At 60.3% G+C, this 11123-nt stretch carries 8 protein-coding genes and 2 pseudogenes; 7 read left to right on the top strand and 3 right to left on the bottom strand.

Features of this window, described 5'->3' with window-relative positions:
• Window positions 1-186 precede the first annotated feature (186 nt).
• Entirely contained in the window at window positions 187-315 is a 129-nt protein-coding gene (locus BPODLACK_RS23965; RefSeq protein ID WP_442903282.1) for a hypothetical protein, read from the bottom strand.
• A 170-nt stretch (window positions 316-485) separates the two neighbouring features.
• Between BPODLACK_RS23965 and BPODLACK_RS23960 the strand changes: the two are divergent.
• Window positions 486-773: pseudogene (locus BPODLACK_RS23960) on the top strand (hypothetical protein); the annotation flags it as partial.
• A 156-nt stretch (window positions 774-929) separates the two neighbouring features.
• Here the strand turns inward: BPODLACK_RS23960 and BPODLACK_RS22705 are convergent.
• Both BPODLACK_RS22705 and BPODLACK_RS22700 read right to left on the bottom strand, forming a co-directional pair.
• Window positions 930-4019 (bottom strand): MMPL/RND family transporter, encoded by a 3090-nt coding sequence (locus BPODLACK_RS22705; RefSeq protein WP_159406291.1) that lies wholly within the window; start codon window positions 4017-4019, stop codon window positions 930-932.
• Between the two features lie 79 nt (window positions 4020-4098).
• The gene (locus BPODLACK_RS22700) at window positions 4099-4437 is read right to left on the bottom strand and encodes a DUF4873 domain-containing protein (protein ID WP_006438829.1); all 339 of its coding nucleotides are present in this window, start codon (window positions 4435-4437) and stop codon (window positions 4099-4101) included.
• 143 nt (window positions 4438-4580) lie between these two features.
• Between BPODLACK_RS22700 and BPODLACK_RS22695 the strand changes: the two genes are divergently transcribed.
• From BPODLACK_RS22695 to BPODLACK_RS22670, 6 genes and pseudogenes are all read left to right on the top strand, one after another.
• Window positions 4581-5549, top strand: a complete 969-nt coding sequence (locus tag BPODLACK_RS22695; protein ID WP_006438830.1) for an AurF N-oxygenase family protein — start codon at window positions 4581-4583, stop codon at window positions 5547-5549.
• Window positions 5550-5708: 159 nt separating this feature from the next.
• Window positions 5709-7229 carry a flavin-containing monooxygenase gene (locus tag BPODLACK_RS22690; protein ID WP_159406290.1) on the top strand — a complete coding sequence of 507 codons (1521 nt, stop codon included), beginning with the start codon at window positions 5709-5711 and terminating at the stop codon, window positions 7227-7229.
• 46 nt (window positions 7230-7275) lie between these two features.
• Window positions 7276-8144: pseudogene (locus tag BPODLACK_RS22685) on the top strand (SDR family NAD(P)-dependent oxidoreductase).
• Window positions 8141-9211, top strand: a complete 1071-nt coding sequence (locus BPODLACK_RS22680) for a ferredoxin--NADP reductase (protein WP_006438833.1) — start codon at window positions 8141-8143, stop codon at window positions 9209-9211. The pseudogene BPODLACK_RS22685 and the gene BPODLACK_RS22680 overlap by 4 nt, the downstream one beginning before the upstream one ends.
• Entirely contained in the window at window positions 9201-10106 is a 906-nt protein-coding gene (locus BPODLACK_RS22675) for an alpha/beta fold hydrolase (protein ID WP_006438834.1), read from the top strand. The genes BPODLACK_RS22680 and BPODLACK_RS22675 overlap by 11 nt, the downstream gene beginning before the upstream one ends.
• 89 nt (window positions 10107-10195) lie before the next feature.
• A complete protein-coding gene (locus BPODLACK_RS22670) occupies window positions 10196-10948 on the top strand; it encodes a TetR/AcrR family transcriptional regulator (RefSeq protein ID WP_159406289.1) in 753 nt (250 codons plus the stop codon).
• Window positions 10949-11123: the final 175 nt, after the last annotated feature.

Genomic DNA, 11123 nt, shown 5'->3' with positions numbered 1-11123 from the left:
ATCCCTGCTTTCGCAGGGCATGTGCTTCCACGGATTCTCCTTGTGTGAGCATGAACGAGCGGGTCTCCCTCGAAGGCAGATGTGTGGTCAGAGACCATCAGCATCGAGGAAGGCCCGCCCTTGTAGGCGGTGCCACACAAGTGAGCAGTTTCAGTTAGCAGGACTGGGCAGTTTCAATGAGCGCCGTCACGCAGCGGAGTCGAGTTTGAGTACAGCGAGGTGCCCACGTAGTTGCTGGTACATCGAGATCGACGATTGTGACTGCGGTGCAGCACTGTTCGAGTCGTCAGCAGCTGTCGCACTGGTGGTGGTCATGGGAGTTGGGTCCTGTTCTGTGCGGCGCGTCGTACACGCTCAGATCGATCACCGACGCCTCTGTCGGCGTGGCGGGATGTGTGGTTGTGGTGTTGCGGCGCAGCGCTTCTGCGGCGTTTCGTGCGGTCTCGCCGGGCGGGATGCGTTCCTTGCGGCGATGCGGCCGGCGACTGGAGGAGGCGCCGGCTTGGGTCAGGGTGTCCAAGGCGACGACATGGCCGTGGTCACGCACCTGCGCTCCCGATCCAGCAGTGGCGTGGCGGTGGCGGGCGATCACGATGCCCGCATCGGTGGCGATGTCGATATGCCCGTCGCCCAGTCGCTCACTGACGTGCACTTCGCTCATCCGTGCCGGCGCGGTCTTCCACAAAGGCAAACTGCTCGAACGGCCCACCGACATCACCCCACCGCAACCGCCTTCAAACGGTGACGAGCGCACCGGAACGGAGGTCGCCTGAAACACCCCGATCCACAGGTCTTGACAATTTCTCCACATCGCCGTGGAGTCACCCATACCGTCTAGCGTTGTACGGACGCAATTCGTCTATCACGAGCGACCGTGCCGCGTCATGCCCTATGCCGATCCTTACCTGTTGACGGGATGGTCGGGAAGTTCAGGGACCGACGCTTGTCAGATCCCCATGGGTCCGTCCGCGTGTCTTTTGCGATGGTCCCGGGGCGCGCCGGAAGCGGTCGATGTCACCCGGCCACCAGCTTGCAGTGCCCAGCAGCACCGCTAGTGCCGGGACTACTAAGGTCCGCACCAGGAACGTGTCGAGCAGCAAACCGACACCGATGATGAACCCGATTTGCACCATCACATCGATGGAGCCGACCATCAGCCCGAACATGCTGGCTGCGAAGATCAACCCGGCCGAGGTGATCACCGAACCGGTGTAGGCGACGGTACGCATTACTCCGACCCGCACGCTCGCTCTCGTCTCCTCTCTCAGGCGTGAGACCAGCAGCATGTTGTAGTCAGCGCCCACCGCCACCAAGACGATGAACGACACCAGTGGAGCTGGCCAGGCGATCCCGGCACCGAGGATGTGTTGAAGTACGAGCACACCGATACCAAGAGCCGCCATATAGTTCAAGACGACGGTTGCAAGGAGATAGACCGGTGCAACGACGGCCCGCAACAACAGCATCAGGATCAGACCCACGATGAGAAGTGTGGCTATGCCAAGCAGTTTGAAATCGTACGACAACAACCGCTGGACGTCGGCATTGATCGCAGGAAAGCCCGCGACCGAAGCACGTCCGCCCTCCAGAGTGGTGTTCGGCATCGCGTTCTCGGCGACGCTAGACAGCTCGTTCGCCAGCGTCATTGCATCGGCAGAGTATGGGTCGTAGGAGGTCTGTACCGCATAGCGCACGGTTTTCCCGTCGGGCGAGATGAACTGTCGAGCGACCTGACTGAACTGCTGGTCCTTGAACGCATCCGCGGGGAGATAGAAGCCGGTTGCCGAATCAGAATCGCCGATCTCGCGGGCGGGAGCCCGAAGCTGTGCGGCGACCTGTGCTAGTCCACCGAGTAGCTGAACGTTGCTGTCCACCAAAGCCCCGACTCCGTTCGACAACTGACGTGCGCCGTCGGCGAGTGCGCCGACGCCGGACTCGAGTTGCGAGACCCTGTTCCCGAGGTCCTGTCCACCGATGGTCTGTAGTGCAGAATTCAGCGTTTGAAGAGAACGCTGCAGCTGTGCCATGTCGGTAGAGCCTGGCGCACTCACGCGGCCGAGTTGCGCGGCAAAGTTAGCCACCCTCGCGAGCGACTGATCATCCGCGAGTGCCCGGATGTCGGCCGTTTGCGCGCGCAGTGCCGAGCACTGCGCGATCTGCTGACACCACGGAGCTTCCAATGCGGACAACGCTGGCGCGACCGCGTCTGCCGCAGACTGGGCCCGACGTGCGAGTTGAGACAGCTCAGGCGCTCGCTGGGAGAACTGTCGAAGCGTTGGGGCGGCGCTCGCGAGTTGGTTCACCAACGGCCGGTACTCATCGAGTTGTGGGCCAAATGACGACACCTCGTCTAGCAACCCCGACAGCGGAGCGAGATTGGATGAGATCTGGTCTTCTAGCAGTGCCAGGCCTCCGGCGAGCTGCTCTGATCCGGTCTTCAGGACGGCCAGATCACCCTTGCGGGCCTGTACATCTCCGGTCTCCTCGGTGATCTTGGTACCGATCTGATCGTTCTGCCAAGACAATTGCGCCTGCTGCAGCTTCTCACCGGTTGGCCGCGTCACGCCAATGACCCTGGTCACGCCGGGAATCTGCGCGACGCGGGATGCCAACTGGTCGAGGTCGGCAAGGCCTTGAGCCGTGCGCATGTCGGTCTCGGACTCCACCACCAAGAATTCCGAGATAATGATGTCTTTCGGAAAGTGGCGGTTGAGCAGCGCGTAGCCTTCGTTGCTCCCTGTGTCAGTTGGCTGCCCCTCTCGATCGTCGTACGTGATCTGAATTGTTGCGGCGACCAGGGCGAGGCCAATCAACGCGACTACACTGATCGCGAGCAGAGGGACCGGCCGCCGGATAACCATGACTCCGACTCTTCTCCAGTAATCCCGCGTCAGGTCACGGCGGGGAAGGCCGGCCCCTCTCTTGGCAGCGAAGGAGAGCACGGGGGGCAACAATGTCACCGTCGCCAAGAATGCGAATGCTATGGCGATTGCGCAGGCCGGCCCCAAAGTGTTGAACACACTGAGCTTGGCGAAGGCCATAGCCAGGAAGGCTAGGGCCACAGTGCCCGCCGATGCGAGAACCACGCGGCCGATAGTTGCATTCGCGTGGGCAATAGCGGCATCAGGAGAGTTGCCTGCTCGAATACCCTCATGATAGCGGCTGATGAGGAACACCGAATAGTCAACTCCGGCACCGAAGATGATGACGGTCATGAACATCGAGGTGAACTGGGATACCGGCATGCCCAGCTCGCCTAGTCCAGATAGAACTCCGCGACCCACGGCCAAACTCATGCCCACGACAAGCAGCGGCATCAGCGCGGTGAACACCGAACGGTAGACGACGAGGAGGATCACGGCGATCAGCAGCACGGTGGCGACAGTGATCAGGACCAGATCCGACTCGCCCACGGCGAGTTGGTCGCTAAAGGTCGCGGGTGGGCCTGTCACACGGACTCTCGTCTCAGTGTCGCGAAAGATTCTCTCCGCGGTGTCGCGTACCGCTGCGACCGCCTCCGCGGTATCGGGTCCCCCGAGTGTGCCGGTCACTCCCACGGGCAGATACCAGGCTTGCTTGTCTTTGCTGAGAGCCTGACTCGCAGTGAGGGGATCGCTCAGCAGGTCTCGGACGGCGATGACGTGCTTGTCGTCCGCCCGCAGGGTGTCGACAAGCACGTGGTATCGATCGCGGGTGTTGTCGGACAGGCCTGCACTGTTCTCCATCACAACGAATACGGTGGTCTTGGCGCCGCGCTCGTCGAAAGAGGCGCCCATACGGTCCAAGGTCTGAAAAGACGGGACTCCGGCCGGGATCGGATCCACAGATTGTTCCCGTACCACTGACTCCAGTTGAGGAAAGAGAAGGCCTAAGCCGATAGCGGCACCGAGCCAAACCAGCGTCACAATCCCTTTGCGGCGGAGGGTAAACCATGCAACCCGCTCAAGGGTCGGACTGTATTCGCCGAGTTTCTCGCCCCCTCTCGACGAGCGGGTTCGAATGGGAGACGGACTCACCATGTGCAATATCCTCTCGACCTGAAGTGGGCGACCCAATCGTTCGGATCCGTCTGGCGAACGTCCGTGCGGTGGATGATTGTCACTTGTGGTGGTGCTCGGCCATGTCTTCGACCTCCTCGAGAGTGGTGGGCAGGTGGTATGGGGGGGTGCTCTTACCTGAGATGCGGTATCGGCCCCAGAAGTCGGGATCCCCGACGACACACTCCGCTCGGCCCTCGGGGGTCGTAAATACAGCGATCGCGCGGGCGCCTTCCAGGAGCTCGTCGAGCTCATCATTCTTCTGAATCCGGCCATACCAGGTGTAGAGGCCGTTCAGCGGCTGGAAATAGCCTTTGATCTTCGCTTCGACATGGATCTCCGTCCCGCGGCACACCAGGGTCCCTTCGCCGGAGTAGTCGAGGTCATGGTCGTCGTACATGAGTCCTACCTTCTTCGCACTGAGCGTTGACAAGTAACGCGGCTCGTGGATACTAGCAGTACCAGATACTACAAGTAATGGGTACTGGGCGGGGTGCTGGGCGTCGGACCCAACTCCCAGCCTTGAACGACCGAGGAGACGACATGACCGTGCAGAATGTCCAGATCAAGCCCGACTTTTCGACGGAAGGCATGGCTCGGGTGAACGGACGCAAGCCCGTCGACATGGAACGATCGGCGGGTCGATTGTTGCGGTCTTCCGCAGAGAAGTTCTACGACGCGGAGATCGACATCGACTGGGAGTCGCCCTGGGAGGAAGGCAAGTACTTTCTGCCAGAGCACCGGGTGTCGCTATACGGCACCAAACTGTGGAACAAGATGACCGAGGAGCAGCGTCGCGAGCTGGGACGCCACGAGATCGTGAGCATCCTCAGCTTCGGCATCTACGCAGAGAACCTCTTGAGTTCGGCGCTCCTGCGCATGTCGGCAAAGGGGGCCCTAACCGATCAGAAGTCCCTATACGCGCTAACAGAAATCGGCGATGAGTCCCGCCATTCCACTATGTTCGCACGCCTTATTAACAAAACAGGCGTGCCCCCTTACAAGCTCCCTAAGGGCTTCTTGAGCTTCGCAAAGATCCTGCATTTCGTCCCCCTCGGACCGTCGGTGTCCGGAGCCACGCTGCTGATCGAGGAAATCCTGGACCGCGCCCAGCGCGAGGCGATGAACGACCCCGGTATGCAGCCTCAGCTTCGCCAGCTCATGAAGATCCATGTCCTCGAGGAAGCCCGTCACATTACCTTTGCGCGACTGGAGATGATCGAAGGCATGCAGCGTCGACGTAAGGCGACGCGCGCTTGGCACCGAGGAGTGCTTGCCGTCATCGCGAACCTGGCGTACCCGCTGCTCATAAATCCGAAAGTGTACCCCGCAGTGGGAATTAGCCGCTGGCGTGGCGTATGGGCACAACAAACCAGCCCAAACTATCGGACCAACCTGCAGTTCATGTCGGAGCCCATGATTCGGTTCTTCCATGAGGCGGGAATGCTGGAAGGCAAATTCACAATGGCCATGTGGCGCGCGACGCGGAGCCTTCCCGACGATCTCCGCTGATCTCCGTTCACGCGGCCGAGACGTCGCGGTCGACATCAGTTAGACCTGTGCGGAGCATTCTCGATGGCTTCGCGATCACCTCCGCCTCAACAGATCACCTGCTGCCACTGTGCGCAGGATGTGTTGTGCCAACGAACCCACGAGGGAGAAAGCATAAACATGGCATCATCAACTACCCGGCGCACCTCGCGCGCCGCCGCCACAACTGACTCAACCGACGACCCGATTTCGACCAAGATTCTGATCATCGGAAGCGGGTTCTCTGGTCTCGGGATGGCCGCACAGCTAAGACGTCGCGGGTACAGCGACTTTCTAATCCTGGAGAAGGCAAGCTCCGTCGGTGGAACCTGGCGCGACAACACCTATCCGGGCTGTGCATGTGACGTCCCGTCGCTGATGTACTCGTACTCATTCGAGAGTCGAGGTAGCTGGTCGAAGGTGTGGTCGTCACAACCAGAAATTGAGCGGTATCTACAAGACGTGGCGGACAAGCGCGGCGTGACACAAAAGATTCATTTCGGTCAGAAGTTGGTTTCCGGATACTGGAGCGAGTCAGAGTCGCGGTGGCACCTGCGTACTGAGTCCGGACGTGAGTACATTGCTCAGTTCGTAGTCTCAGGAGTCGGTGCGCTGCATATCCCCAATTTTCCCGAAATTTCGGGGATTGAGGACTTTAAAGGCGAAGCGTTTCACTCCGCACAGTGGGATCATTCGGTGGATCTGGAGGGCAAGCGTGTCGCCGTGATCGGCACTGGTGCCAGCGCTATCCAGTTTGTGCCGTTCGTGCAGAAGGAGGCCATGTCCCTCAAGGTCTTCCAGCGAACCCCTGCCTGGGTCCTACCCCGCAAGAATTTCACCGTTCCGCCGGCCCTGCGGACTCTTCTGAGCAGACTCCCGATTGCACGTCGTATCGCCAGGTGGTCGGTGTACTGGGGTGCGGAGAGCCTAGCCTTCGGCCTCAACGGTCACTCCAACCTTATGCGGCCAATCGAACGGGTCGCTCGGTGGAACATTGAACGCTCCATCTCTGATCCGGTACTACGCAAGAAACTGACCCCCTCATATCGCATCGGCTGTAAGCGAATTCTGGGGTCAAACGACTATTACCCTGCACTTGCGGCGCCCAACACCACTGTCATCAGCGATCGGATTGAGAGGGTCACCGCTGATTCCATCGTCACCTCAGACGGCGTCGAGCACCCCATTGACGTAATTATTTATGCGACCGGTTTTCACGTGACTGATGGTTTCGATCAGCTCGCCCTGAAAGGTGCCACTGGCGAGGATCTCCCGTCCCACTGGCATCAGACGGGGATTAACACGCACCTGGGCATCACGACCGAGGGTTTTCCCAACCTGTTTTTCCTCCTCGGACCCAACACGGGCCTCGGCCACAACTCAGTGGTGTTCATGATCGAGCAACAGATCAAATACATCATGAAGGCTATCGACACAGTAGAAAGCCGAGGCGCTGAGAAGGTCGACGTACGCCCGTCCGTGCAAGAACGGTTCAACACCGACATCCAGCGGAAGCTGGCCAAGGGAGTGTGGACCAACGGCGGCTGCACGAGTTGGTATCTCGACTCGCAGGGCGTCAACCGGACCGTGTGGCCGGGCTTCACATGGCAGTACTGGCGCGCCACAAAAGATTTCGACCCCGCTGAGTACGACATCGCCTGAGCCCGAACGCACGGAGAGACACGATTCGTAGAAATGATGAGACGACATGAGTAATTCTGACCGGCATGATTACACAGGCAAGGTGGCAGTGATCACCGGTGCCGCGTCAGGGATCGGGCGGTCTTTGGCACTCCAGTTGGCGGAGCGAGGTGCCGCACTGGCACTGTCCGACATTGATGAGATGCACTTGAAGGAGACTGCAGAACTTTGCCGCACCACGTATGGGGCGACGGTAACCGCCGCCGTACTAGACGTTGCGGACCGCAGTGCGTTTCAGGACTATGCCGACGGAGTGCGGTCAGAGTCGGGCCACGTCGACATGGTGTTCAACAACGCCGGCGTGGCCTTGGGCGTCGACGTGGTCGACATGACCTGGGAAGACTTCGACTGGCTCATGGGCATCAACTTTGGCGGAGTCGTTAACGGGTCGAAGGCGTTTCTGCCTCACCTGATCGCGTCCGGGGACGGACATCTCGTTAACACGTCGAGCGTCTTCGGCTTGATCGGAATCCCCAGCCAGAGCGCATACAATGCCGCGAAATTCGGCGTCAGAGGCTTCACCGAGGCGCTCCGACAGGAGATGAAAATCAGTCGATACCCGGTCACAGTGACGTGTGTGCACCCGGGGGTGTAAAAACCAACATCGTCAACAATGCCCGAGGCGTCTCCGCCATGGGGGCAGACACCGCGACTGTCGCCTCGTTGTTCGACAGGATCGCACGAAGCACCCCGGATAAAGCAGCGGCGACAATCCTCAAAGGTATGGACAAGAAGAAGGCACGAGTGTTGATCGGTGCGGACGCCCGCGGTTTCGACTTCGTGGCACGGGTGATCGGTCCCCGCTACCAGGACATCGCGGCGCCACTGACACGGGCGGGTTACGCGGTCGCACGTAGACAGGGGATCCTCAAGTGACCGTCGAACCCGATGCACGTCCGGCTGCCGCAGCCCGCTCACGCACCTTGACCGTCTCAGAAGTGACCCAGGAAACGAAAGACTCCGTCACCATTTCGTTCGAGATCCCCGATGCCATGGTCGAGGAGTTCAAGCATGTCCCAGGGCAATTCATCACCGTGAAGATCCCATCTGATCGGACCGATCATGTCGCACGATGCTACTCGTTGAGCAGCTCGCCTCACGTCGAGGACTTCCGTCTCGAGATCGGGATCAAGCGGACGGAGAACGGTTACGCATCGAACTGGCTGTGCGACAACGCGATCCCGGGAATGGAGTTGACCGTCCTCCCGCCGTCAGGGCACTTCACGGCTAAGAATCTCGACGTCGATTTTCTTTTCTTTGCAGGAGGAAGTGGGATCACTCCGGTCTTGTCGCTGATTAAGTCGGCCCTTGTGTGCGGCGGGGGCGAAGTCACACTGTTCTACGCGAATCGCGATGCCGAGTCGATCATGTACGAGGGCCAACTGGCGCAGATCACCTCCGAGTTCCCCGAGCGTTTCACGGTCTTCCACTGGTTGGAGTCGGCTATGGGGATTCCGGCACCTGAGGATGTCGAATCCGCCATACGTGAGCACCGCGGTGCACAGATCTACACCTGTGGTCCGGCGCCGTTCATGGATCTGGTGCAGAAGTCGGCGGAGGCCTGCGGTGTCGAGCACTCCTCGGTACATCGAGAAGTCTTTCAGTCACTGACCGGAGATCCGTTCGACATAGCCACGATGCGTCAGCTCAGTGACGACGATGGTGTGGCGACCGCCACAGTCTATCTGAATGGGCAGTCCATCACGACTGAGTGGCCGCGCAACACTCCGTTGCTCGACGTGCTATTGGCCCAAGGTCACAATGCCCCGTACTCCTGCCGAGAAGGGGCCTGCAGCGCGTGCGTATGCAAGCTGGTCGAGGGTGATGTAGAGATGGCACAAAACCACATCCTCGTTGAAGATGACATTGCCGACGGTGAACGGCTTGCGTGTCAGGCACTTCCGCTGACGGATGCAGTCACGGTGAGCTTCGATGACCTCTGAGATAGCGAGCGAGTCGCGAGTGTCGCGGCACCTAGAGGTCCTCTCCTCCGACGGAACCAGGTTATTCGCCCAGGAATTCGGCCCGGGCCGGGATGCTCCACTGCTGGTCTTTAGTCACGGCTGGGCCTGTCAGGGGCGTTTCTGGCGGCCACAGATCGAGCAGTTCGCGGCGACGCATAGGGTAGTGGTCTACGACCAACGCGGACACGGGTGGAGCGACCGGGGCCGGGCACCGTTCTCGGCGAGACTTCTGGCCGATGACTTGGAGGCCGTAGTTCGGGCGGTCGCCACTCCCACCGACAAGGCTGTCGTGGTCGGACACAGCATGGGAGGTATGTCCATCATGAGCTGGGCAGCTGAGTACCCAGCCTCGGTGTCGGAGCTGGCCCGCGGAGTAGTACTGGCAAGCACCGGGCCATCACAGTTGGTGGATCGGTCAACGTTGCTCAAAGTTCCCCGACAGCTACGACCGAGACTTGAACGGGCCTTCGCGGCTAGTCTTGCGGTCGCGGGACCCGAGGTGCGGGACACGCGTTTGTCTCGCCGCCTGATTCGTTACGGAACCCTGGGCCCGGGCGCGACTGTCGAGGTAGTCGATGAGTGCGCCGACATCGTGTTGCGATGCCCACCACAGGTGCGGGGGATGTGGGGTGCCGTTTTGGCGACAATCGACGTCAGCAGGGGGGTTGACTCGCTGACAGTGCCGGCGGCGGTCATCGTGGGCGATGCCGACAGACTGACCCCGGCGGCCCATTCGGTGGATCTCGCAGCGCGACTGGGTCGGCGGGGCGTTCTATTCGAATTCACTCTTCTCGACAAGGTCGGTCACATGTCCAACCTAGAGGCCGTTGGAGACTTCAATTCAGCTGTGGCCAGGTTAGACAGATCCGCCTGAAGCTCGTCTCATTAACCAATGTCACGGCCACGCGGGCGCCACGTGCTCACTGGCGCGACGAGTCGTCCATCCTGATAACGTAGGAGGCCATGTCTGTAGTCCGTCGAATCTCCGCGGCCCCGGTGAAAGTGCAGCGTCGTGTGCGCGACGCACGAAGCACGCGTTGGGACGACCACCGCGCTATCGTGAAGGCTGAACTCGTCGACGCCGCTATACGCGCGATCGAAAAGTTCGGCGATGCCGTGAGCATGGACGATATTGCGGAAGAGGCAGGTGCGTCGAAACCTAAGCTCTACCGCCATTTCGGTGACAGAGCTGGGCTCTATTCCGCCGTGGCAGCACGTCTGGGTTCGATGATGTGGGAGTCAGCGCAGTCAACTCTGCTCTCCGGACAGGAAGACAGCTCCGTTGACGAGCTTTTCCGTTCAGCGATCTCTGCATACGTATCCTTGGTCGACGACCATCCAGCGGTCGTCCGTTTCCTCATGACGAAACACATGTTCCAGTACTCTGAGTCCGGCGAGGGAGGGCCCGCAGATCAGTTGAGATCGGCAATGGAGATCATTTCTGACGAGTTCGCTCGTGGCCTCCGAGAGGTCGGCGGCGACGAGTCCCTCGTCGCCGTAGCAGTGGCCTCTATCCTAGGGGCTGGTCTATCAGCGACCCAGTGGTGGATCGATCAGGGTCGGCAGAATGGAATGAGCAGGGACTTGTTTGCCGCGCACCTGCGCCAGACCTCGTGGGGGATTATTGACGGCGCTGCGGCCACGGTGGGCGTTCGCTTTCATAGAGACAGGCCCTTCGGAGACCCTGCATTCGCCACTCGCGTCGACCCCGTCTAATCACCTCGCGCGAGTGGTCCGCCCTGTTGTCACGCACGCGGCACGACAGCTCACTCAAACGATGTGTATCCCACAAGTCCTGACTGCGGTGTGTCGAAAGGACCCTGACCCCGGGTGTTGGACACGCTGAATCCCGCAAGATTGGCGGGGGAAGCGAGATGATCGACACCGATGG

The organism is Gordonia sp. YY1, assembly GCF_009872315.1.
GTDB lineage: Bacteria > Actinomycetota > Actinomycetes > Mycobacteriales > Mycobacteriaceae > Gordonia > Gordonia amicalis.
The sequence above is the reverse complement of the archived record's forward strand: the minus strand, read 5'-3'. Positions and strand labels throughout refer to the sequence as shown.

Bases quoted from the DNA above. Each gene is read 5' to 3' on its own strand.
- BPODLACK_RS23965 (WP_442903282.1), bottom strand. From the start codon at position 315: ATGACCACCACCAGTGCGACAGCTGCTGACGACTCGAACAGTGCTGCA.
- BPODLACK_RS22705 (WP_159406291.1), bottom strand. From the start codon at position 4,019: ATGGTGAGTCCGTCTCCCATTCGAACCCGCTCGTCGAGAGGGGGCGAG.
- BPODLACK_RS22700 (WP_006438829.1), bottom strand. From the start codon at position 4,437: ATGTACGACGACCATGACCTCGACTACTCCGGCGAAGGGACCCTGGTG.
- BPODLACK_RS22695 (WP_006438830.1), top strand. From the start codon at position 4,581: ATGACCGTGCAGAATGTCCAGATCAAGCCCGACTTTTCGACGGAAGGC.
- BPODLACK_RS22690 (WP_159406290.1), top strand. From the start codon at position 5,709: ATGGCATCATCAACTACCCGGCGCACCTCGCGCGCCGCCGCCACAACT.
- BPODLACK_RS22675 (WP_006438834.1), top strand. From the start codon at position 9,201: ATGACCTCTGAGATAGCGAGCGAGTCGCGAGTGTCGCGGCACCTAGAG.
- BPODLACK_RS22670 (WP_159406289.1), top strand. From the start codon at position 10,196: ATGTCTGTAGTCCGTCGAATCTCCGCGGCCCCGGTGAAAGTGCAGCGT.